At 46.3% G+C, this 21132-nt stretch carries 25 protein-coding genes and 1 pseudogene; all 26 read left to right on the forward strand.

The genetic code is table 11. The annotated features are described in order from the left end of the window. The first annotated feature begins 5 nt into the window (after nucleotides 1–5). A complete protein-coding gene (locus HMPREF2983_RS04230; RefSeq protein WP_210400361.1) occupies nucleotides 6–1325 on the forward strand; it encodes a DNA-methyltransferase in 1320 nt (439 codons plus the stop codon). Beyond that, nucleotides 1313–1642 carry a hypothetical protein gene (locus HMPREF2983_RS04235; protein ID WP_004378607.1) on the forward strand — a complete coding sequence of 110 codons (330 nt, stop codon included), beginning with the start codon at nucleotides 1313–1315 and terminating at the stop codon, nucleotides 1640–1642. The genes HMPREF2983_RS04230 and HMPREF2983_RS04235 overlap by 13 nt, the downstream gene beginning before the upstream one ends. Further along, the gene (locus tag HMPREF2983_RS04240; protein ID WP_070667026.1) at nucleotides 1639–2286 is read left to right on the forward strand and encodes a hypothetical protein; all 648 of its coding nucleotides are present in this window, start codon (nucleotides 1639–1641) and stop codon (nucleotides 2284–2286) included. Before HMPREF2983_RS04235 ends, HMPREF2983_RS04240 begins: the two co-directional genes overlap by 4 nt. Further along, nucleotides 2279–4042 carry a hypothetical protein gene (locus HMPREF2983_RS04245; protein WP_070667028.1) on the forward strand — a complete coding sequence of 588 codons (1764 nt, stop codon included), beginning with the start codon at nucleotides 2279–2281 and terminating at the stop codon, nucleotides 4040–4042. The genes HMPREF2983_RS04240 and HMPREF2983_RS04245 overlap by 8 nt, the downstream gene beginning before the upstream one ends. Before the next feature lie 267 nt (nucleotides 4043–4309). After that, nucleotides 4310–4627, forward strand: coding sequence for a hypothetical protein (locus HMPREF2983_RS04250; protein ID WP_036866680.1), 318 nt, complete (start codon nucleotides 4310–4312; stop codon nucleotides 4625–4627). Continuing rightward, nucleotides 4624–6093 (forward strand): hypothetical protein, encoded by a 1470-nt coding sequence (locus HMPREF2983_RS04255; RefSeq protein ID WP_070667030.1) that lies wholly within the window; start codon nucleotides 4624–4626, stop codon nucleotides 6091–6093. The genes HMPREF2983_RS04250 and HMPREF2983_RS04255 overlap by 4 nt, the downstream gene beginning before the upstream one ends. Continuing rightward, nucleotides 6090–6980, forward strand: a complete 891-nt coding sequence (locus HMPREF2983_RS04260; protein WP_070667032.1) for a hypothetical protein — start codon at nucleotides 6090–6092, stop codon at nucleotides 6978–6980. Before HMPREF2983_RS04255 ends, HMPREF2983_RS04260 begins: the two co-directional genes overlap by 4 nt. Then, nucleotides 6977–7948 (forward strand): hypothetical protein, encoded by a 972-nt coding sequence (locus HMPREF2983_RS04265; RefSeq protein ID WP_070667035.1) that lies wholly within the window; start codon nucleotides 6977–6979, stop codon nucleotides 7946–7948. Before HMPREF2983_RS04260 ends, HMPREF2983_RS04265 begins: the two co-directional genes overlap by 4 nt. A 2-nt stretch (nucleotides 7949–7950) precedes the next feature. Beyond that, nucleotides 7951–8199 carry a hypothetical protein gene (locus HMPREF2983_RS13955; protein WP_036866675.1) on the forward strand — a complete coding sequence of 83 codons (249 nt, stop codon included), beginning with the start codon at nucleotides 7951–7953 and terminating at the stop codon, nucleotides 8197–8199. A gap of 11 nt (nucleotides 8200–8210) precedes the next feature. Then, nucleotides 8211–8795 (forward strand): hypothetical protein, encoded by a 585-nt coding sequence (locus HMPREF2983_RS04275; RefSeq protein WP_070667037.1) that lies wholly within the window; start codon nucleotides 8211–8213, stop codon nucleotides 8793–8795. A gap of 34 nt (nucleotides 8796–8829) precedes the next feature. Then, nucleotides 8830–9267 carry a bacteriophage holin gene (locus tag HMPREF2983_RS04280; protein ID WP_070667039.1) on the forward strand — a complete coding sequence of 146 codons (438 nt, stop codon included), beginning with the start codon at nucleotides 8830–8832 and terminating at the stop codon, nucleotides 9265–9267. Between the two features lie 2 nt (nucleotides 9268–9269). Beyond that, a complete protein-coding gene (locus HMPREF2983_RS04285) occupies nucleotides 9270–9788 on the forward strand; it encodes a glycoside hydrolase family 73 protein (RefSeq protein ID WP_070667041.1) in 519 nt (172 codons plus the stop codon). Between the two features lie 3 nt (nucleotides 9789–9791). Further along, complete coding sequence (locus tag HMPREF2983_RS04290) at nucleotides 9792–10424, forward strand: DUF6549 family protein (RefSeq protein ID WP_070667043.1); 633 nt, start codon at nucleotides 9792–9794, stop codon at nucleotides 10422–10424. Nucleotides 10425–10980: 556 nt separating this feature from the next. Continuing rightward, the gene (locus tag HMPREF2983_RS04295; RefSeq protein ID WP_004378593.1) at nucleotides 10981–11400 is read left to right on the forward strand and encodes a hypothetical protein; all 420 of its coding nucleotides are present in this window, start codon (nucleotides 10981–10983) and stop codon (nucleotides 11398–11400) included. 234 nt (nucleotides 11401–11634) lie between these two features. Then, nucleotides 11635–11814, forward strand: a complete 180-nt coding sequence (locus HMPREF2983_RS04305) for a hypothetical protein (protein ID WP_039874675.1) — start codon at nucleotides 11635–11637, stop codon at nucleotides 11812–11814. A 172-nt stretch (nucleotides 11815–11986) separates the two neighbouring features. After that, the gene (locus tag HMPREF2983_RS04310; protein WP_004378591.1) at nucleotides 11987–12172 is read left to right on the forward strand and encodes a type II toxin-antitoxin system HicA family toxin; all 186 of its coding nucleotides are present in this window, start codon (nucleotides 11987–11989) and stop codon (nucleotides 12170–12172) included. 93 nt (nucleotides 12173–12265) lie between these two features. After that, nucleotides 12266–12667, forward strand: a complete 402-nt coding sequence (locus HMPREF2983_RS04315; protein ID WP_070667047.1) for a pilus assembly protein HicB — start codon at nucleotides 12266–12268, stop codon at nucleotides 12665–12667. A 132-nt stretch (nucleotides 12668–12799) separates the two neighbouring features. After that, nucleotides 12800–13054: a hypothetical protein gene (locus HMPREF2983_RS13735; RefSeq protein WP_141757621.1), complete on the forward strand. Its 255-nt coding sequence runs from the start codon at nucleotides 12800–12802 to the stop codon at nucleotides 13052–13054. A gap of 223 nt (nucleotides 13055–13277) precedes the next feature. Continuing rightward, nucleotides 13278–14366, forward strand: coding sequence for a type I restriction endonuclease (locus HMPREF2983_RS04320; protein ID WP_070667049.1), 1089 nt, complete (start codon nucleotides 13278–13280; stop codon nucleotides 14364–14366). A gap of 307 nt (nucleotides 14367–14673) precedes the next feature. Beyond that, nucleotides 14674–14985 (forward strand): Tat pathway signal protein, encoded by a 312-nt coding sequence (locus tag HMPREF2983_RS04325; RefSeq protein ID WP_070667050.1) that lies wholly within the window; start codon nucleotides 14674–14676, stop codon nucleotides 14983–14985. After that, on the forward strand, nucleotides 14982–15431 hold the full coding sequence (locus HMPREF2983_RS04330; protein ID WP_070667052.1) for a hypothetical protein: 450 nt from the start codon (nucleotides 14982–14984) through the stop codon (nucleotides 15429–15431). The genes HMPREF2983_RS04325 and HMPREF2983_RS04330 overlap by 4 nt, the downstream gene beginning before the upstream one ends. Next, nucleotides 15428–15709 (forward strand): hypothetical protein, encoded by a 282-nt coding sequence (locus tag HMPREF2983_RS04335; RefSeq protein ID WP_070667054.1) that lies wholly within the window; start codon nucleotides 15428–15430, stop codon nucleotides 15707–15709. Before HMPREF2983_RS04330 ends, HMPREF2983_RS04335 begins: the two co-directional genes overlap by 4 nt. After that, nucleotides 15702–15978 (forward strand): annotated as a pseudogene (locus HMPREF2983_RS04340) (5-formyltetrahydrofolate cyclo-ligase). Before HMPREF2983_RS04335 ends, HMPREF2983_RS04340 begins: the two are co-directional and overlap by 8 nt. 133 nt (nucleotides 15979–16111) lie before the next feature. Further along, on the forward strand, nucleotides 16112–17308 hold the full coding sequence (locus tag HMPREF2983_RS04345) for a DNA cytosine methyltransferase (RefSeq protein WP_070667056.1): 1197 nt from the start codon (nucleotides 16112–16114) through the stop codon (nucleotides 17306–17308). Nucleotides 17309–17387: 79 nt separating this feature from the next. Continuing rightward, the gene (locus HMPREF2983_RS04350; protein WP_070667058.1) at nucleotides 17388–17825 is read left to right on the forward strand and encodes a hypothetical protein; all 438 of its coding nucleotides are present in this window, start codon (nucleotides 17388–17390) and stop codon (nucleotides 17823–17825) included. Between the two features lie 2 nt (nucleotides 17826–17827). Further along, the coding region (locus tag HMPREF2983_RS13740) for a hypothetical protein (protein ID WP_141757623.1) at nucleotides 17828–21132 on the forward strand (3305 nt) is incomplete at its 3' end.

A 21132-nucleotide genomic window follows, 5' to 3' on the forward strand; every position in this document is an offset into this window, starting at 1 on the left:
TTACAATGGAAAATAGTATAAAAGTTTTTAATTTGGGTGGTCTTCCTACTGCCCCGCTGGACTCTTTTATCGAACTTCAGGAAGATTTCAAAAAGCCTGATGCAGACAAATTATCGAAGTTGCAGATGCTCATCATCACTCGTGGCTTCAAGTATTCATTCAAAGTATGGAAAGACCCTGACGGTAAGCTGTGGATTATCGATGCACACCAAAGAAGGAAGGCTCTTCTCGGGCTTCGCTCCTATGGCTTCAAGATTCCCGACATTCCCTATGAGGAAATACAGGCTTCTAACAAAAAGGAAGCTGTAGAGGAAATTGCAGCATATAACTCAGAGTTTGCGCAGAAGAATCCCGATACCCTTTTATTCACGAAGTACAATATTAGTGTCGATGACCTTGCCAAGTTCAATCTTGGCTATGAAGTCAAGCAAAATGATTTCTCCATCGGAACTGATAAGTTGTTTGCCACAGAGAATGATACCACAGAGATACAAGAGGACACCGTTGATACCATTCCACAAGAGGATAGTGATGTCTTTGCCCGTCCTGGTGATGTCTTCCGACTTGGCAACAATAGACTGATGTGTGGAGACTGTCGTTCAAAAAAGGATATTGTTACGCTGATGAATGGACGAGTTGCTGATATGATTCTCACAGACCCTCCTTATAATGTAAATTATGAAGGTGGCGGAGATAGTAAACTTACGATTCAGAACGACTCAATGGAGAATGATTTGTTTCTCCGCTTCTTGCAGTCTGTATTCAACGTGATGTTTTCCATTATCAAAGCAGGAGGTTCTTTCTATGTATTCCACGCAGACTCTGAAGGCGAGAACTTCCGCAGAGCCATTCGGGAAGCAGGATTCAAGATTGCACAATGCTGCATTTGGGTAAAGGATTCCCTTGTAATGGGACGTCAGGACTACCAATGGCAGCACGAACCATGCCTATACGGTTGGAAGCCTGGGGCTGCGCATTTTTGGAACTCTGACAGAAAGCAGACAACCATTTGGAATTTTGATAAGCCAAAAGCTAACAGAATCCATCCAACTATGAAGCCTATTGCGCTGATGGCATACCCAATTACCAACAGCACTAAAAACGGCGATATAGTTGTTGATGTGTTCTCTGGGTCAGGTTCTACAATTATGGCGTGCCAACAGACCGACCGTATTGGCTATGGAATGGAAATAGACCCAAAATACGTGTCAGCAACTGTAAGAAGATACATGGCTATGTTCCCACAGCAACCTATTCTGTTGGAAAGGGACGGTAATGTGCTTTCTGAGGATGACACCAAAAAAATAGTTCTATGTCAGAATTAGCGCAAAAGGAAGTACTATCAGATGAGTATGTAAATCAAGTCAGAACGTTCGGGGCATTAAATTATACTCCCGAACGTATCTGTCAGTTACTCGGTCTGAGAAAAGCCAAACGTATAACCTTGTTGTACCGCATAACTATTCCTGGTGATGTGTATTGCGAAGCCTATCAGCAAGGGCTTGCGCTTGGTGAATATAATATTGACGCAGAGCTTGCTAAAAAAGCAGAGAAAGGGGATAATGATTCTATTACTTTGCTTGAGGAACGCAAGAATGAGCGTGCCGAAAAAGACCTGCGTATGAAACTCTTTGGAATATGAAAAGTGAAATAGAGAAATTAGACTCCATACACCCTGACCTTATCTCCGCATTCTTGACGAATGGGGACTGTGAGGGCATTACTAAGGATGTAAAGTTATTCTTACAGCAACTCCAATGGTCTGCGGAGATATTCGAGCATGAGCGTAACATAACAAGAGCAGCCAAAAAACTGAAGCTCCGTATCAATGCAGAGCAACGCATAAAGATAGAGGAGCGCACCTGTATGGCAAGAATCTATCAGGCTATCAACTACTTTCAGGTTGATTGTAATGTTCCTATAAAGGTTTGGGAAAGCAACTTTGCCAATAAATATGAGGATTTAGCCAAACTCTGCGCTCTTAATCGCGACTATAAGGGTATGAAATCTTGTTACGATGCAGCCCTTGAGTGCCGTCGTAGGTCTTCAGAAATAGCAGAGGCAGACAGGGACTTAGGAGTTCTCTTCTTAATTTCTCCTGAGCTAACCCCCGAGGAACTTGGCTTCTCGAAGAAGAACCTCAAGGAGATTGCAGCCAAGCACAACCAAGGCTTTTATATTACACTTATCGACTCCCTGCCTATCGAGAACAAGGAAAGGAAACGCTTGCTGCGTGATGCTGATATTCAGGATGCCGAAATCGTGGAGGAATTGCCCAATGACTGATATACAACAAACAGAACAGAGTACGCTCGACTTTGAGCATTACTATATGAACCGTGTGCAGCTGCTGGCTAACATCATCGACCCCAATATGCTCTATGCCGAGTGGGCGCGTGCCACAGGTAAGACGGAGGGAGTGATTGTGCCACGGCTTATCCGTGTGGCGAACGATATGCCAGGCGAGCTGTCGTTCCTGGTACACAAGACCTACGTTGCCCTGATGACGAACGTATGGCCGAACATTCAGGCATCGTTCTCTCGCCCCGTGATGGTGAACGGCAAGCAGCGTGCGATGCTGGAGTATGGCATCGACTATGTGGTGGGCGAGGCAAAGCTGCCCTCGCACTTCCGTCGCCCACGTTACCCCATAGCCTATGCTAAGCACTCGGTTATCTTTCGCAACGGAGCGCACCTGCAACTCGTGTCTTCCGACCAGCCCGAGAGTGTGGCAGGTCGTAATGCCGTACACGCCTTCGTGGAGGAGATGAAGCACAACAGCGGCGAGAAGCTGAAGTCGCGTCTGTTCCCTTCGCTCCGTGGTGGCTCGGCAGAGATAAGACGGTCGGCCTACTACGAAGGTGTTACAGGTGTGAGCGATACGGCTCGTGTCGATTTGGGCGAAGACGATTGGTTCGAGGAATACGAAAACAAGATGGACCGCCAGCTCATCGAGGAGATAGCCAGCGTGTCGCTTGCCATCAACCAGTCGCTGTACAAGCAGTTCACCCTTCAGCAGGAGCTGCGCAACACAAAAAATCCCGTTGTGATGGAGAAGATACGACTGGAAACCGAACGGCTCAATGCCTTTGTGGCACGATGGAAGCCACGCCTTGCCGATATGCGCCGTAATGCCATCTACTATATCCGTGCATCATCGTTCTGCAATAAGGATATTCTCGGTCCCAAGTTCTTCAAGACCCAGCTCGACACGCTCGATATGGATGAGTTCCTTACGGCTATCTGTGCCATTCGCCACAAGGAAGTAACCAATAAGTTCTTTACTACCTACGACCACGAGCGACATCAGTTCAAGGACAGCTATATCTATGACCAGATATTGAAGTTCGACCTCAAAGACCAGTTCCTGCTCACGGCACGCTACCTGCGCCACTACGATAAGCGAGAACCGCTCTACATAGGCTACGACCCGGGCAACTTCCAGTCGCTCATCGTGGGGCAGAAGAAAGACTATGGTAACCGCTTCGACATCATTAAGGAGTTTTGGGCATACATTCCCGACGACCAGCAGAACCTTGCACAGCAGGTGTACTCGTTCTTCGGCACAGATGCAGTAAATAAGGTTATCCACCTCTACCCCGACCGTGCCGGCAACAAGACACGTGAGGAACTGGAGCAGATAACCACCGACTCGCTTACGATGAAGGCAGCCTTGGAAAGTTACGGCTTCTCCGTTATTCTTTACAACGACGGTGCGCCTACTATCTATCATTGGCAGCAGTTCCGCCTGTGCCAGTTGCTCTTTGGCGAGAAACTTCCCTTGCTCCCCAAGGTGCGTATCGATGAGAACGAGTGTCCTAACCTTTGCAGTGCTATCCTTATCAGTCCGCTCAAGAAAACCAACGGCAAAATAGAGCTTGACAAAGCCTCGGAGAAGAAGGAGGAACTGAAACGGCGACCAGGGCTAACGACGCAGCTCCCAAGTGCAATGATTTACCTGCTTTATGGCCTTTATTCCGACCTTATCAAGAAAGAATTAAGCAGTTATCCCGATGATTTGCCCGAAAACATAGCCATTTAAGCCCCAATAATGTAGCAAAAGCAACATAAAAAGTTGGCAAAAATAGGCAATAATAAGGGCTATTTACATAGGTCAAAAAGTTACTTTGTTGAAAATCAACGGTTTGCGTTCTGAAAATCAAAAATAAAAATGTCCAAACGACGGAGGGGTTCACGCACCGCTGATTTTGGATATTGAGGTGCAACCTCTCAAAAGCACGGAAATATGACGCCAGCCCCCATCTTCCGTCCTTTGCCCACATAGGGAAATTGCGTAATTTCGCAAGTGATGAAGAAGGCAATCGAAATGGACGGCATCAATGCGATGCAATGGGCAAGGGAGATAAGCAAGCTCCCCGGGGGCGACTTCACGCTGTGCTTCTTCCCTTATTCGAGGTCGCAGGGTGTGGCTGGGGATAAGCTCATTGTGAAGCCTCATTGCAAGTACCGCACACAGCTACCACAGGATAGGTTTGGCGTGGACTCGGAGAACTATTTTCTGTTTGAGGATGAGCATGGAGAACCTAAGATGTGCTACCGCATACTCATCAGGTATATGGGCTTCCCACAGGATGGATATAAACTACACAAGATAAATTGGTTATGACAGACAGTATAGAACTATACGGCAATGCCGGCACATACATTATGGACGGTAATGTACTATCCTTTCAGATAGGCGAGGGCAAGCAGGTGTTTGGAACACCTGGACTGCTCGTACCGCAGGGCAGACAGTTAGCCATGCACGAACACCAGTGGCTCAGTGTCAATGGTTACCAAGTCTGTATGCGTGGAGTGAACAATGCACTGTGCGATGAAGTAACAATGGAAATCAAGGAGAATCGTCTGCTACCACGCCTATACAGCAAGGAGATTAAGATGCTCTACGGTCATGGTCCATGTGCCTATATGCAGACGATAGAGGGTGGCAAGATGAAGCGTGAGTACCTTGCGCTACCCGAGTGGGACGAGTGGATGAATACCTGGTGTGAGCGTGGGATGGAAACCTCTGCACAGGCTTTTGCCAAGACCTGCATCAAGAACTTCTACTACTTTGGCGACTTCTTTGTGAAATGGCGTTTTGCACGTGGTAAGCGATTGGGGATGCAGCCTGTGGCTGGGCTGGAAGCGATGGAGAACAAGCACTGCCGTCTTGCCACCACACGGCAGGATGTAGCCTACGAGATGATGAACTACAACGACTTTCGTCATATAGCGGTAGGTAGATGGACGTATGGCGCAAGCAGCTACAAGATATACCCTAAGTTTAATTTGTCAGAAGTAGACAATTATCAGTTCGCTGCCGTTTCCCACCATCGGGAGAAATCGGTCGATGAGTTCTACGGTGTGAACGAAACCCACCAAGGCGCACGCCCATATATCCAAGGCAGCAATAAAACCGCTACCTATATCAACTCCTTCTTGCGTAATTCGCTGGCTGCCAAGATACACATCATTATCCCCAACGCGTGGGTATCGAGCAAGCGCAACCAGCTAATGAAATTGTGCGAGGAAAATAAAATCCGCAAATCGAAGAAGCAGGAGATGGTTAAATACAATGGTATTGAAATAGGTACAGAATATCGGGAGTCGCTCCTTGTGGAGTATATGCGATTAGAGCTGCGCAAGATCGGCGACTACTTGAGTGGTTCTGATAATCAGGGAAAGGCGTATTCGTCAATCTCGTTTATGGACAGCTCAGGTAATGAGCAGCAGTGGAAGATAGAAACCATCGACCTCAAATACAAGGAATATATCGAGGCGTTGATAGCCTACGACAAACGCACCGAACAAGCCTTGCTTTCAAGTGTCGGACTGGACGCCTCTATTACTGCCGTGGACAAAGACGGCGTTATCAGCAAGTCGGGTTCTGACTCTTACTATAACTACCTTATATATATAATGTCGCTAACCCCCGAGGACGAGATATGCTGCGAGCCTTTCAATTATGCGCTCCGCCTCAATTTCCCCGACCTTTGGCAGCAGGGCTATCGCATAGGCTTCTATCGTGAGGTTCCGCAGCGACAGGAAGATGTAGCACCCAAGGACAGACTTAATCAGCAACAATCATGAAGAATGTTTTAGTAGATATTTTTAAGGACTTCGGCACCTTCAGTAAGTATGCTCCCGGTGTCGAAACGAATATGGACTTGAACGACCTCCTTTCATCAGGCATAACAGCCCGAAAGCGTGTGGAAACCATAATCACAGCAGAGGTATTCAATGCTATTGTAGGCAACCCCGACGATGCGCTGATAGAGGCTTTGCGTTCCGCTATTGCTAATATGACAATGGCCTCGCAGCTGATTTTCGACAGTATCAAGCGACGCAAGAATCAGGTGGATGTCTATAAGTACGAGATAGAGGGAATGAAGCGGTCGTATATGGACAACTACTACAATGCGATGGATAGCATTATCCAGAGGCTTATGTCGGTAGAAATAAATAGCGAAGACTCCAGTTCTCCGGCTGCTATATGGCGCAAATCCAGGTTTTACAAGATTATCGATGTCTGCAAGATCAGAACTGCAGATGAGTTCGACTCTATCTATCCGATAGACCTTTCTTACTTCTTTTTCTTCCGACTTCTGCCTCTGCAGAAAGAAACTCTCGACGAGCGACTGTCTGCATACTACGACCGCCTCACAGACGATAACCGTGAGCGAATAGAGCCGATATTGACCCTTGCACTGGTTAAAAAGACTGTTGCCAAGTCGCTCCGCCGATTTGATATCTTGGAGTTCCCTCCAACTATCCGCAACCTCTTTGATGACAGCCACGCCTCACGCTCGGGCAAGGATGAACACGATGCAGCACTTGACCTCGCCGACCGTCTTGACCTCGAAGCCGAGGAACTTATCTCCAATGCCGATACCTTGCTCGCAACGGACGCGTCTGTGGACTTCTGCTCTAATTCTGCGTATAACCGCCCTGATGACAAAATCATTATGCTGCCATGACAAAGGATATAGAACTCGTCTACAAAGGGGAAATACACCGCATCCCGAACCGTTGGGACGGTATGACCGACCGCCAGTATATTCGTCTTGTGGCCGACTTGCTTCGTATGGCTGCTGGTAAACTCTCTGCTGGAGAGGTGCGCATCAACTGGCTGTGCGACATTATGGGTTGGGATAAGCATAAGTTCCGCTCCGAGGAGCAGATTGCCAATCTTGTGGCTATCTCCGAGCAGCTCACGTTTATGTTCCAAATCAACTATCCCGACAACAACGCTGTGCTGGATGGTGTGGACGACGAAACTTACCAGTTATGCCGTCGCGTCGATCCCTACCGTCTGCATATTCCCCTTGCACGTGTGCTGCGCCGGCTCGACTATCAGTATGTGGTGGACCTGTGCTTCTGTGCGCAGCTCATCCCTGCCGTCCGAATTGGCGAGCATCGTTATCAAGGCTACAAGATTGAGACAGGCTACGGAATGCTCACCTGCTCGCTCACAGCCCTTCAGTATGTCGAGGCACAGGAACTCATCGAGCAGGGCGACGAGTCGCTTCCGCTCCTCGCTGCCATTCTCTACTATCCCGAAAAGGAGTACCATTCCGAGCTTGCCCACGAAAAGGCTAAAGAGTTCGCTAAACTACCGCTCGAATTACTTACGGCTATATCGTTTAATTTTCAGGCGTTTAACAACTATCTCTTTAGTAAGACTTCATTCTCTCTTTTGTCGAAGTTTGTCCGTAAGCCCAAGCATCCTATCACCACAGATGCCTCCGATGCGCTCTACGACCTCTCCAAAGAGGGGCTTGGCGATGCTCGTCAGATAGAGCAGATGAACGTGCTTACCTATCTGAAGGTGCTGCGCAAGAAGACCATCGATGCTGTCCACGATATGAAGGGCTTTGGGTGGGATAAATTAAAAATCAGTGAGGAGGTGGGGTTGCCTATCTCTGTAATCGACCAAATAATATAGCTATGTATAATAAAAGAGTTTGGCTCAATAAGCCCGAGTCTCCATCAACAGGCAATGTCATCTGTTTTGATGGTAATACCACCTGGCATGGTGAGACGATGCGAAACACATTCTTACAAGTGTCTGATTGTAATTGGGCTATCAGATTGCATAAAACAGAAGATGATAGCACTACAGATTTTATCGACAAACTAAAACTGTTGAGAGATGAAGTAGATAGTTTTATTTCATATTTGGAAGAAAATAAATAGAAGTATGATTTATGATTAAAGATCAGTTTCTCTATTTCGCACAATATCCGTCAAAAGAGGGTGTTCGTGCTATACTTACCAATGGTGCGAGCGACTTCCCTGGTTATAATGACCTTGCGGAGTCTCTTGATAAACTTCCCAATGTGTCGCGACTTCCTGAGATAGATAACTATGTCTATGGCCAGTCGTTCGATGAGTTGAAACAGCGCATCGATAACCTTGTCGGCTCGTTTCTCTTTGTCGACTATGGAGAATTCAATAGCCTTGTAGATAGTCGCAATTCATACGAGATTACCCAGCGCATCGCTATCACCGTTGCTCGCAAGATGCCCGACCGTGCTGATGCAGCCGAATATATGCTCGCTTCCGACTCCACGCTTCGTCTGCTCTCTCAAGTCCATGCCTGGATGCTTGCCGATGCCGAGGCGGATAATATCGAATGGCTCTCTCGTGGCGAACTCGATAAGGCGGAGATAATACCCTTTGTAGCCACAGAACTCTCTTCCATCGGCTGGACACTGATGCTCTCCTGCACCAGCCCCGACTCGCTCGGCACCCACCAACTTAGTCGGTCCTTTGCCAAGAGAACACCATAGCGTAAATTTGTATCACATTTAAAGCCCGACAATAATGAAAAGATTACCAATGATATCTATCGTTTCTCTGCCACTCACCATAGTGGCCGACTTCTCGCAGTATCTCTATCAGGACTGGGAGTTTGCCAAATGGATAGGCGTCGCTATCATCATCGACACTATTCTCAGCGTGTGGAAGCACTTTCTCCACAAAGATGCCTCCAGCGAGGCATTCTTCGGTAAGTTCAGTAAGAAGATTGCCATCTACATTCTTCTGCTCATCCTTTCAAACGTACTTGCCAATTTCAAGGTGAATGGCAGCGTGGTCGGTGCTACCCAGTGGATAGGAACCTATCTTTGCGTGTTTATGATGGTGCGTGAGTGCTTCTCGTGCGTCGAGAACATCCAAGCCATCTATCCCATATTTCCAACCTCATTCGTCCGCCGTCTAAAGGACTTCAACGATAAAGGCGAATACATCAAAAAAGACTGATTATGGCAACAGAAGCACAGCGTGATTTCGCACGCAATATCTATGCAGCAGCGCAGCAAGCCACCGACATCGCTCCCGAGTTCGTTACCGCCCAGGCTATCCTTGAGAGTGGCTGGGAAAAATCCCGTGTGGGCAAATACAATCTCTTTGGCATTACCAAGGGAAGCAACTGGACAGGCAAGACCGTCCTCGTCCTCACCCACGAGTATTTCTCCACGCCAAACCGCACATTCCTTCCTCCGGAGCGCGTCGTCTCTGTCGCAAAGTGTAAAACCCCAGGTCGTTGGTACTACACTGTCTATCGACTCTTCAAAGACTTCGACACCCTGTCCGATTGCCTACGCGAACACACCCGATTACTCCAGAAACCAGGCTTTGCCGATGCGTGGCCATACCGCCACGATGCCGAGGAGTTCGCCCGTCGCATCTGCGATAATCGTGGCAGCAAGTATGCCACCTCTCCCGACTATCTTCGTCAGATGCTCTCCTTGATAGTCTCTGTTCGTAAAATGTGTCAATAGACTATGGAAAAGAGAATTGCGATTATCTATGCTATTTGTGGTGCGTTCCTGGTACTCATCGCTGCCCTGGTGTTCTTCATTTGTCTCTATCTCGACACGGCAGCCGACCGCGACCGCATCAAGCAGAATCAAAGTATTCTGCTCCACAACGGCGTGGTAGAAATCAGCGAAACAGGTACAGGCAACAGCCATGCCTCTACTCCTGCCCTCACCCTCCGTCCGTCGGAGTTCAAGGAAAGCGGAGACACCTTGGCAAAGATTGCCCGTCAGGTAGGCATCAAACCTTCACGTATCTCCGAGGCTGCCACCGCTGCCACTACCACCGCAGCCGACATTACCGCACCAGTTTGGCACACGCCCGACACCACCATTGTTCCTACCGACAGCTTACATCGTCCCGATAGTCTTGTTTGCTTCTCTTGGCACGATTCTTGGATGTCGCTATCCGGTTGTGTGTCCGACAGTATATTCCGAGGCTCGATAGCTTCCACCGACACGCTCGACATCATCGTCCACCGCATACCCAAGCGTTTCCTCTTCTTCCGCTTCGGCTGCAAGCAGGTGCGCATGGACATCATCAGCCGTAATCCACACACACGGCTCACTTACGCACGATATTACCAGTTAGTTAAATAAATGTTCTCATAGGTTTTTTAGTTATTAGGTTAATAGATTGTTTTGGATGACGGGGCTTTCGCAGCGATGCGCAAGCCCCTTTTTGTATCGTTTTTTATCATTAGATAATTACTTCTAAACCACTGATTATAAAGCCAATACTACTTGCACGTTCCTCTTTATAGTGTTTACGCTATCTTGACTTTAACACATATTTAACCGTTGAATAAGTATATACTAAAATAAGTTAAATAATACCCAAAAGATTTGCATTTAATAAAGTATATACTTATCTTTGCATCAGATAATTAAAACAAATAGCAATAACTAAAAAGGTGAGACACACCGTAAAAACTGTTCAAAATCATGACAAACGTTGAAATTAACTTGAAGTATGCAGTAGCAGCCCTCGAAGCTGGTCGGTTAAATGACTATGAAGCAGAGTTCATTGAGTCAATAAGAGACTACAGCAAGAAAGAACTTAGAAAACTTAGTTCTAAGCAGTATAAACTTCTAAACGAAATATCTAACAAATAATAATCTAAAAGCTGCGCTATCGGCATGACGGGCAAAAATTATGATAAAGTACACAGAAAACAAAAAACAAGTTTTAGTAGAGAATTTTAGTGCATATAACGGCGAAGAGCCTGCAACCTTAAGAGGATATGTTGAGCGCGAAGCAGACAACGACCCTAACTTCTTCGGCTGGTTGTTCGATGATGGCAATATCGAGAGTTATTCCGACCTCACCGACGAGCAGAAACAAGAATACAAGGATTTCGTAGATAGCTTGTCCGATGCGAGCCTATCTGACCAAAGCCAGCTTGAAGAACTTGCCGTTTTCAATGAAGATGAAACATCTTTGTACTTCAAAGAAAAAGACCTCGAAAGAAATGGATATGATATGCTTGATATTACAGAGGCTTATCCCGAATATGACTTTGTAGAACGAGAATCAGACGGTCGTTTGGTTTTTCACCTCAATGACGAAAAATAAATAATAACAATATTCAGCCCTCGACAACACGGTTAAGTCAATTGTTCAAGAAATAGTTTTTTATGTGTAAAAGCACTTATTTTATTGAGTATAGTAAGGATAAACAATATATATTCCTTGTGCGCACAAAGGCTCCATGCTGGCGTATGGTTCTAAATAAAGACGAATTTGATGCTGACAAACTTGCAGCCTCTTTACGAAAAGCAGCAGAGTTTTTAACTAAAAGAAATAATTATGAATGAGGTAAAAAAGAAAAGGAGAATAGGTGTAGTCGGTAGGCCTCGAATTACGGCAAAGGCCTATTACTTCAAGGCAGACAAAGACCTTATAAAAATGCTTGACGAACAAGACAACAGAAACCGCTTCATCAACGAGGCGGTAAGGGAAAAAGGAAAAAGGGAAAAGCTTTTCTGACCTTTGCAACGCTCGTTCTTTATAGCCGTAGCAGTTTCCCTATACTACGGCTTTTTGCTTCAAATGTTAAAAATACGTCTTGGTAGCAAAAAAGTTACCAAAACATTTGGAGGTTTATAGCAAAATCGCTACCTTTGCATTGTCATTAAGACAAAAAGAGCTCTTTTAAATTATGAAGTACAATCAACTTTACAAGGAGTTGAGGAAAGCAGGATGCTTACTCACTCAACATGGTGCCGAGCACGATGAATGGACAAACCCTGCAACAGGGGCGAAAATCAGGATTCCAAGGCATGGCAGCCATGAAGTCAAAACGGGGCTGTTGAAGAAAATCTACAAGGTATTGCTCGGACGTTAATCGTCCGGGCGTACCGCCCCTTTTTTAAGAGTTGGTTTGCAGAAATAATAAGGGAGGGCTCTTTTCTTTCAAGTATATCATAAACAATAGAATATGGCACACAAAATTTTGGTAACAATCGAGTTTGGCAACGATGGTACTTATTCATGCTACAGTGAACAACCCATTGGCGAATACGCCCTCATTGATGGCGACGGAGCAACCGCCAGTGAGGCTAAGGCCGACTTTCTGAAAGCCGTTGAGGAATGCCGTCAGGCTTATCCTGAAGACGAACGCTACACAGGGCTTACTTTCGAGTATAAATATGATCTCCGCTCATTCTTCAATTATTTCAACTTTCTCAACGTTACCGAGATAGCCAAACGTGCTGGTATCAATCCCTCGCTCATGCGCCAGTACACCAGTGGGGTGAAGACTGCAGGAGAAACCACCTATAAGAAACTCTCCTCTTGCATCTCACAAATAAGAACGGAATTACAAACCGCCTCGTTCTAAGGGGCGACGTATTTCATAGTAAAAGAGCCAAAGCCTCTGGTGCGTGAAGCATCGGGGGCTTTTTTTTCTCAGTCCTTTTCCATACCGACAAATTCCACTACCTTTGCCATCGTAATATTAAAAGAGTCTGTTATGGCATTATCCGATAGTTTTGAATTTTTCCGTGCCAACCTTGATGCGTTCTATCGTGTATTCGGCGAGCAGAGCGTTGCCATCAAGGATTGCAAAGTCATCGGCTTTGGTGACGACAATGTTTCCTTGTGGCAACGTATGGTAGAGCAAGGTCATCAAGCAGGCACATTCATTGTCCAAAAATGTGGCAAGGACGAATCCTGTTTCACCGTTAATTTCCCAATGCTATATCAGCCTGTATCCTCATGCCTATGAATATACAAGAATCTTTCGCCTTTTTCTTTTCGCCACGCAAGAAATAATTGCGTTTTCTTTTGGCGGTTACAAAAATACGCCTTATCTTTCTCAAGTGTTGTGCTCCATAATTTTAAAAACTCTAAGTATTGTCACCTAAAACATCGGAGTTTTTCATTACGTAATTTTTATTACGTTTAAAATAAAATGATTATCTTTGTAACCAATCTAAACATGTAAAAATATGGACTTTAAAGACTCTATCAAGCAACTTGCTGAAAAAGTTGCTCAGTTAAAAGCTGGCATTCTTACTGAAGAAGCCACCAAGAATGCGTTTATCATGCCTTTTATCAATGCTTTAGGCTATGATGTGTTTAACCCTTTGGAAGTAATCCCGGAGATGGATTGTGACCTTGTGAAAAAGAAAGGAGAGAAAATAGACTATGCAATAATGAAAGATGGTGCCCCTATCATCCTCATTGAATGCAAGCACTGGCAACAAGATTTGTCCCTACATGACACGCAGCTCAAGAAGTATTTTGTCGCTTCTAAGGCCAAATTCGGAGTACTCACAAATGGCATCCGGTATCTTTTCTATACCGACCTCGAGGACCAGAATATCATGGACGAAAAACCATTCCTTGAACTGGACATCACCGACGTTAAGGATTACCAGCTCGAGGAACTGAAAAAATTCCACAAGTCCTACTTCGATATCGACAATATTCTCAACTCCGCCAGCGAACTCAAGTATTCCAACGAACTGAAGAAAATCTTCGCAGAGGAAATTGTCAATCCCACTCCCGAAATAGTGAAATACTTCACGAAGAAAGTCTACGACGGTATCATCACCTCTAAGGTACAGGAGCAGTTCTCCGAGCTCGTCAAGCGAGCTATCAGCAGCTATATCAACGAACTCATCTCCAAGAGGCTGAAGACGGCGCTCAGCTCCGAAGAGCAGCGCGAGGCAACCGAAACAGCAGTAGCCAATACAGCTACAGAACAGGAAGGGGTTGTCGCTACAAGTGAAGATGGCATTGTCACCACGCAGGAAGAGCTTGATGGCTTCAACATCGTGAAAGCTGTGGTGCGCAAATCCGTCGATGTCTCCCGTGTCGTTTATCGAGATGCCCTTTCTTACTTCGCCATACTGCTCGACGATAACAATCGCAAACCAATTTGTCGCCTCTATTTCAATAGCAAGACAAAGAAGTATATCTCAACATTCGATAAGGACAAGAAAGAAACAAAGCACGAAATCAAAGACCTTAACGATATTTTCAACTTTGAAAATGAATTGTGCGAGGTAATCAAAGGATATGATGAGAAATAAGGTAAGAACTTAAATTCCACCCCTTCGAAAAAATATCCCCGAAATCCTTGCAGGTTTCGGGGATATTTCATACCTTTGCCCTCGGAATAACAACAATGGTAGTCCATTCCGATGAGCAGCGGTTATTGCTCAGCATAGTTTGCTTGGGCTTTTTTCATGCCCACAATTCAATATTGGCGGTTGCCATCTCGTACAATACGATTAGCTCCTCGGGGTGAAGTCATTGTTGTTATTCCAGCGGGATGTGCAGCCGCTTTTCTGTATCTCTGCCCCGGCAGTTCCGGGAATGGAATAACAACAATGCAACATGCAACAGACAATCAATTTTGAAGCTCAGGCGCAAGTTACTCGCCCAGCTATCAACGTACGTGCTACCGTGCAGCGCAAAATCAAGTCCATTAACCTTTGGCTCGACCAGAGGAGCGAGTTCTACAGCCGTATCACCGAGTTCTCCGTTACCCGTCGTTTGGTTCTTCGTGTCAATGCCGTATCTTTGTGCCTCATGCTCACCGCCATCGCCGTCGAGCAGCGTCCACTCGTCACCATCACCTCTGCTCTCTGCGCAGGCTGGATGGTCTATCGCATCAACAAAACAGATAAGAAAGGAGGTAAAAAATGAAAGGATTAACTACAGCAGAGATGGAAATTAAAATGAATTTCCCTGATATGGAAAAGATGGTAGTAGAATTTGATGTTATTTTTTCAAAAAAGGAAGTTGAAAAAAGAGGTCGAGAGATAGCAGCCAGTTTAGATACTTATTTGCTTAGATATGAGCATAGTGGAACAGGAGCTACCTTTTACTTTAGCCAAATGGCAAAGGATATCGTTTCGAATATGAAAGAAGGGCAAGAGGTAACATTGGTTCAAAGAGATGTTACAGGAAAAATAATTCCGAGCCTTAGCAGAAAAGGGCGATTGGAGGCTTTTGAGGATACTGTATATGTAACTTATATGAGTGGCGATGCAACTGTAAGAGTAGAGTTTGAAGATGATACCGACAGCTATGCCATTTACAATCTTGTTTTTTCGCAGACTGATAAACAGAAGGAAGGAGGCGCACAATGAAAACTACTCTCATTCATTTGGGCGAGGAAGCCACAGCAACCCTTGAAGCAATGCTCGACCCTGGTTATATCTACGAGCGCACCGAGCGTCTTCAGGCCATTGAGGACTTCCTTATCGAGCAGTGGCGCGATGCCAATAACATCAAGCCCGAGACAGCCCTCACCTTCCTCGACACCCTGCGCTCACTGCGTAAGGACTTCGGCACGTTCCTCACCTCGGTAGACCCTTCAGGCGAAGCCGATTATCGTCAAACCCTTAACCCTTCAGACAATGAGTAATAAGAAAGAAACCCCTGAGCAGCCCATCACAGATATCAGCATCTACGTTGCTGCTCTTTCCACCACCTACCGCCCTGCTTCCGCACCGACCGAAGCCACCCATTTCTTCTCCACCGCCGAGGTTGTCGATGCCATTCGTGGCATCGACAACCTCCGCTCGTATCGACTACGAGCAGGTATTCTCCGCACTCCGCGATGCCGGATACAAGTTCTGCAACCGCCCCGGGGCGCACGGCTTAGAGTTCAAATGGATGTTCCGTGAACGTTAATTTTCTTTTTTGTCAAAGCATCCATTCATTTGGATGTTTGTTTGTCAGGGCACTTCGTCGTGAGACGAGGTGTCCTTTACAACAAAAAAATAAGTACATAAATTTGCCATCGACAAACAAACAAGTAAAATGAATGAGACAAATAATCAGACACGCCTCGCTCTTCAGCGGTATTGGCGCACCCGAACTCGCAGCCTTATGGCTTGGGTGGCAAAATGTTTTTCACTGCGAGATCAACGAGTTCTGCAACACAATCCTCAATTACTGGTTTCCAAACTCCATCAATTATGAAAACATCAAGACAACAGACTTCTCACAATGGCAAGGACAAATCGACATTCTCACGGGAGGCTTCCCTTGCCAACCTTTCAGCTCAGCAGGGCAGCGACTTGGAGCGGACGATGACCGCTACCTCTGGCCTGAGATGCTACGAGTCATCAGGCAGATACAGCCCACTTTCGTCATTGGTGAGAACGTTGCTGGTATCCTCTCGATGGTACAGCCCAGCGAAGAGGTTAAGGTGGAAAGCACAACCTCTCTCTTTGACGAGAACGACGACATTTACAAAAAAGAACAGCAGTTCGTCGTCGAAACAGTCTGTTCAGACCTTGAGCGTGAAGGATACTCCGTCCAGCCATTTGTTATTCCGGCTTGTGCCGTCGGTGCGCCCCACCAGCGAGACCGAGTGTGGTTCGTCGCAAGAAGGAATGTTCCCACACCTACTGCTGACACCCTGCACGAGGGAGTTCTGCGAGGACCCAGCGTCGATGAGAGCGAGGGCAAAACGCAACGGCTACAAGAACGGCACGAAATACAACAGTCTGCTGAGTCAAGTAGTCTACTCCGACATACTCCCCACGCCAGTAACGCAGGGGCTGAAGGTGTGCCAGGACGGCAAGCAGAAGTTCCTTTCCCTCGGTCTGCTCCCTACACCATTAGCGGTGGAGATACAATACAGCAAGCGCATCAAGGCACTGAAGGAGAAAGGAGGAATGTTGCCCGAGATGTTCCGCAGATGCGACTGGCTGCTGACTCCGAGTGCGAGCGACGGGATGCGGGCTATGATGACGATGGACAACCTCAAGGCTCACCGCAAGAAGAATGCAGCACAGAGCAACTTGGCGGAGCAGATTGCCCACAAGATTGGTGGAGGGACTTCCCAACTGTCTCCCCTATTTGTAGAGGAAATGATGGGCTACCCTTTGATATATCTCGTCTTACCATTCCTTTCACAAGATGGCGACAAGAATCAATAAAAGCCCTCGGCAACTCTATGGTTCCTCAAGTTGTCCTTGAATTGTTTAGGGCTATAGAACAAGAGTTGCTCTGATATATTCCCCCCCGAGGCCCCCACGCTTCGGGGATTTTTTGTCCTTTATCCTTTACCTTTCTCTTATTATCTTTGCTGTATGATAACAGAACAATTTATCAAGGATGAGTTTGTCTCTGAGATTCTTCGTCGCGATATAGGTATTATCTATAAGACACAAGAAGAAGCAGCCCAGCGATATTTCAAGGTGCGTACTGGTACCTTGCGAAGTGAGTTATCTCGGCATGACTTTAACCTCCAGTCTTCCAATGGGCAGTCTACCGTCTATCTGCGTGTATTGCCTTATCTTCGTTTTCTTGATATGCAGTATCGTCTACCTTATTCAGGTTTAAGTTCTAAGCGTGCCAAGAAGCAACGTGCCAAATATGCCATTTACAACCGTGTTGTATGGGGTGTACTTTATAATGAAACATTCCCCGATATTCGGACTGGTTTTACCAATGAGGTCAGAGCTGCATGGAGAAAGCAGATGGAAGAAGCCCTCTCAAATAAGATCTTACCCAACGAAATAAAATAGTTATGAGCAAGTTAAAAGAAGACCATATCAGTCTTGTTGTCGATGCAAAGACATCTGCTGCCCAGCAAGAATTACAGCAGTTGGAACGTGCCACCCACGATCTTCGCAAGGAGATGAAGGCACGACAAAATGCCATGCTCGATCTTGAAGCAGCAGGAAAGAAGGAATCGGAAGAATATAAGCGATTGCAGAGCGAAGTCAAAGCCTATAGCAGCCAAATAAAGGATAACGAAACGAAACTTCGCAGTCTTCGTTCACAGATGGACATCAATGCAATGACAATGTCCCAATTACGCAAGCAAGCCAAAGAGCTCCAAAACGCCCTTAATAATACCTCCAAGGCAACCAACCCCAAGGAATATGAAAAGCTGGCAGGGCAATTGCGCAACGTAAATGGTCGTATGTCAGAACTGCGCCGGGACGCATCCAATCTAACAGGAACAATGGGACAGCAATCAACTGGAATTATGGGCAAGTTTCAGTCAATGTTTTCTTCCATCTCGGGTGGCTGGACAAAATTTGTCGGGGTTGCCACCGCAGCCATTGCCTCTGTCTCAGCAGCAATCGAGGGTGTTAAGTGGTGGTACAACTACAATACAGAGATAGAGGAAGCTCAACGCCTCACTCGCGAATTTCTTAATATTTCCGGTGATGAACTAACCAATGTGCGCAGTCAAATTTCCGCTCTTGCCTCTCAGATGGGTAAAGAATACAAGGATGTATTGGGATCAGTAGACACTCTAATGAACCAGTATGGAATCACCGCCCAGGAAGCAATCAATAATATCAAGGATGGTATTCAGGCTGGTGCTGATGTCAATGGTACATTCTTAAGCCAAATCAAGCAGTTCGCACCAGCTTTCAGCGATGCAGGAGCTTCCGTGTCCGACCTTGTGGCTTCTATTACCCAAACACGCTCTGGTCTATTCAATGAGCAGGGTATGGCTCTTATACAGACAGCTACCAACCGTATAAGAACAATGTCCACATCAACACAGAGCGCACTCGACAATATTGGAATTTCCAGCAAACAACTTGAGCAAGACCTTATCTCGGGGAAAACCAGCATCCTCCAGGCTGTTCAAAAAATCTCTGCAAAGATAAAGGAACTCCCCGAGAACTCTATGCAGGTAGGCGAGGTTATGAAGAGCGTATTCGGTAAGACCGCAAGCAACGAGGGTATGAAGCTCGTAAAGTCTTTGGCCGATATGTCCACCAATATGGAAGACCTCAAGGGTGTCACAGGTGAATATGGAGAACTTCAGAGAAAGGAGATCGAGGCACAGGCAGAACTCAATGAGAAAATGTCGAAGTTCTTTGGAATTGGTGATAATGGTTTCGAGGAAATGACCATGAAAGCCAAGATTTTTGCAATGAACGCCCTTTCTAAGATTATCGACTACACTGTCAAAATCATCAATTACTTCATCGACCTTTACAATCAATCTACCATTGTGCGTGGAGCTGTTGAATATCTTAAGTTATCGTTTAAGAATACTTGGGAAGCAGCCAAACTGGGTGCATTTCTTGTAATAGATGCCTTTAAGGCTGTTGGCAGGATGGGTAAAGCAGTGGCTACTGTTCTTGAAGGAGTACTGTCTTTCGATGTAGACAAAATCCTCCAAGGAGCGCAGGGCGTTGTAAATGCCTACAAAAACACATTCACAGAAATTGTCAATGATGCAAAGGAATTTGGCAAAAGCTTTGGGCGTAACTTCTCTGAAGGTATCAAGAACACGCTGAACAACAAACCCGTCGCTCACGTTTCTGTGGATATGAAAAGTACGAGTTCTCCGGCTACGACAACAACTGGAGATAGCAATAACAAACCCTCCAAAACAATAGAGAATGGGATAAAAGATAAAAAAGACAGCAAGAAGACAGACCCTGACGATATTGCTACCAAGCAGTTCTCTCACGACCGCAGTCAGGATTTAGAAGAAGCCAAGCAGTTCTACAATCAGGACTTGAATGCTCTAAAGCAATCATTGGCAGAGAAAAAACTTACACAAGAGCAGTACAATGCCTATGTAGGCGCATTGAATATACAGCACCAAAATAACCTGTTAGCCATAGAACAGTCTTACCAGACACGTTCACAAAACTTGGCTATGAAAGATGCTGCGAAGAAGAAAGCCCTTCAGGAAAGTCAAGATAAGGCAGTTGCCGATCAGAAACAGGCAGCAACTACAGCTTTCATTGAAAATGAAAAGCAATTCTATGATGCGCTTGAGAAAATGGAGGATATGCGTAAAGCATCTGCTCCACAGACATTACAACAAGAACTTGACACGAAACTTCTTGCATTGGACGGCTACTATAAAGCATCCCTCCAACTTGCAGAGGATGATGGTGAGAAGCAGAAGCAAGTAACAATAGCCTATGAATCTGCAAAGGCTCAGATAATAGCAGAATACGCAAAAAAAGCTGCGGAAGACAAGGAACAGGCACGCCAAGCATACGGACTTAACACTTTTGAGGATGAATTGGCTGTACGCCGTAAGAAGATAGACGAGGATTTCGCCAAGGGTGTACTCACCGAGCAGCAACACCAACAGGCACTAACCAATCTTGATCAGCAATCAGAGGAACATCGCCTTCAGATACGCCAGCAGTATGGTCTTGCTACCCAGCAGGAACTCTACAACGCCGAACTTGAGATGCTCCAGCTCCACCTTCAAAACAAGGAAATATCACAGGAAGAATACGAGGAAGCAGTAAAGAACCTCAAGATACAGAAAGCAAAGGAGGCTTTCGACTACTACGCTGGTCTTGCTGGCGGTGCGGTCAAAGCTCTGCAAGATGCCGAGATGGCCAATGTCGATGCCAAGTACGATGCCGAGATAGAGGCAGCACGCAATGCAGGTAAGGACACTACTGACATCGAGAAGAAGAAAGCCGACGAGAAGCTGAAGATACAGAAGAAGTATGCCGATGTGAACTTTGCCATCAAGGCGTCACAGATTATTGCCGATACGGCAGTTTCCATTATGAAGGCTCTTGGTGAACTCGGCCCTATCGCTGGTCCTATCGCAGCAGCCCTGATGGGTGTCACTGGTGTGGCTCAGCTTGCAGCAGCCAACGCCGAGCGTCAGAAGGTTAAGCGAATGACCTTAAGCGGAGCGAGCGGTTCAGCCTCCGCGTCGGGCGCACGTGTCGCCACTGGTTTGGAGTCGGGCGGTAGCATAGACATTGAACGCGAGCAAGACGGTAAACGCTTCCATGCTGCCTACGACCCCGACCGCCGAGGGTTTATCAACAAGCCTACGGTCATCGTCGGCGAGGGAGGCTATGGCCATAGCAAGGA

The organism is Prevotella sp. HMSC077E09 (genome assembly GCF_001814685.1).
In the GTDB taxonomy this organism is placed as follows: Bacteria; Bacteroidota; Bacteroidia; order Bacteroidales; family Bacteroidaceae; genus Prevotella; species Prevotella oris.

Excerpts from the sequence above, each read along its gene's own strand:
- HMPREF2983_RS04325 (WP_070667050.1), top strand. The coding sequence starts at position 14,674 with ATGCAACAGACAATCAATTTTGAAGCTCAGGCGCAAGTTACTCGCCCA.
- HMPREF2983_RS04230 (WP_210400361.1), top strand. The coding sequence starts at position 6 with ATGGAAAATAGTATAAAAGTTTTTAATTTGGGTGGTCTTCCTACTGCC.
- HMPREF2983_RS04305 (WP_039874675.1), top strand. The coding sequence starts at position 11,635 with ATGAATGAGGTAAAAAAGAAAAGGAGAATAGGTGTAGTCGGTAGGCCT.
- HMPREF2983_RS04255 (WP_070667030.1), top strand. The coding sequence starts at position 4,624 with ATGACAGACAGTATAGAACTATACGGCAATGCCGGCACATACATTATG.
- HMPREF2983_RS04280 (WP_070667039.1), top strand. The coding sequence starts at position 8,830 with ATGAAAAGATTACCAATGATATCTATCGTTTCTCTGCCACTCACCATA.
- HMPREF2983_RS04335 (WP_070667054.1), top strand. The coding sequence starts at position 15,428 with ATGAAAACTACTCTCATTCATTTGGGCGAGGAAGCCACAGCAACCCTT.
- HMPREF2983_RS04345 (WP_070667056.1), top strand. The coding sequence starts at position 16,112 with ATGAGACAAATAATCAGACACGCCTCGCTCTTCAGCGGTATTGGCGCA.
- HMPREF2983_RS04265 (WP_070667035.1), top strand. The coding sequence starts at position 6,977 with ATGACAAAGGATATAGAACTCGTCTACAAAGGGGAAATACACCGCATC.
- HMPREF2983_RS04295 (WP_004378593.1), top strand. The coding sequence starts at position 10,981 with ATGATAAAGTACACAGAAAACAAAAAACAAGTTTTAGTAGAGAATTTT.
- HMPREF2983_RS04330 (WP_070667052.1), top strand. The coding sequence starts at position 14,982 with ATGAAAGGATTAACTACAGCAGAGATGGAAATTAAAATGAATTTCCCT.
- HMPREF2983_RS04240 (WP_070667026.1), top strand. The coding sequence starts at position 1,639 with ATGAAAAGTGAAATAGAGAAATTAGACTCCATACACCCTGACCTTATC.
- HMPREF2983_RS04350 (WP_070667058.1), top strand. The coding sequence starts at position 17,388 with ATGATAACAGAACAATTTATCAAGGATGAGTTTGTCTCTGAGATTCTT.
- HMPREF2983_RS04310 (WP_004378591.1), top strand. The coding sequence starts at position 11,987 with ATGAAGTACAATCAACTTTACAAGGAGTTGAGGAAAGCAGGATGCTTA.
- HMPREF2983_RS04285 (WP_070667041.1), top strand. The coding sequence starts at position 9,270 with ATGGCAACAGAAGCACAGCGTGATTTCGCACGCAATATCTATGCAGCA.
- HMPREF2983_RS04245 (WP_070667028.1), top strand. The coding sequence starts at position 2,279 with ATGACTGATATACAACAAACAGAACAGAGTACGCTCGACTTTGAGCAT.
- HMPREF2983_RS04275 (WP_070667037.1), top strand. The coding sequence starts at position 8,211 with ATGATTAAAGATCAGTTTCTCTATTTCGCACAATATCCGTCAAAAGAG.
- HMPREF2983_RS13735 (WP_141757621.1), top strand. The coding sequence starts at position 12,800 with ATGGCATTATCCGATAGTTTTGAATTTTTCCGTGCCAACCTTGATGCG.
- HMPREF2983_RS04290 (WP_070667043.1), top strand. The coding sequence starts at position 9,792 with ATGGAAAAGAGAATTGCGATTATCTATGCTATTTGTGGTGCGTTCCTG.
- HMPREF2983_RS04250 (WP_036866680.1), top strand. The coding sequence starts at position 4,310 with ATGAAGAAGGCAATCGAAATGGACGGCATCAATGCGATGCAATGGGCA.
- HMPREF2983_RS04315 (WP_070667047.1), top strand. The coding sequence starts at position 12,266 with ATGGCACACAAAATTTTGGTAACAATCGAGTTTGGCAACGATGGTACT.
- HMPREF2983_RS04320 (WP_070667049.1), top strand. The coding sequence starts at position 13,278 with ATGGACTTTAAAGACTCTATCAAGCAACTTGCTGAAAAAGTTGCTCAG.
- HMPREF2983_RS13955 (WP_036866675.1), top strand. The coding sequence starts at position 7,951 with ATGTATAATAAAAGAGTTTGGCTCAATAAGCCCGAGTCTCCATCAACA.
- HMPREF2983_RS04235 (WP_004378607.1), top strand. The coding sequence starts at position 1,313 with ATGTCAGAATTAGCGCAAAAGGAAGTACTATCAGATGAGTATGTAAAT.
- HMPREF2983_RS04260 (WP_070667032.1), top strand. The coding sequence starts at position 6,090 with ATGAAGAATGTTTTAGTAGATATTTTTAAGGACTTCGGCACCTTCAGT.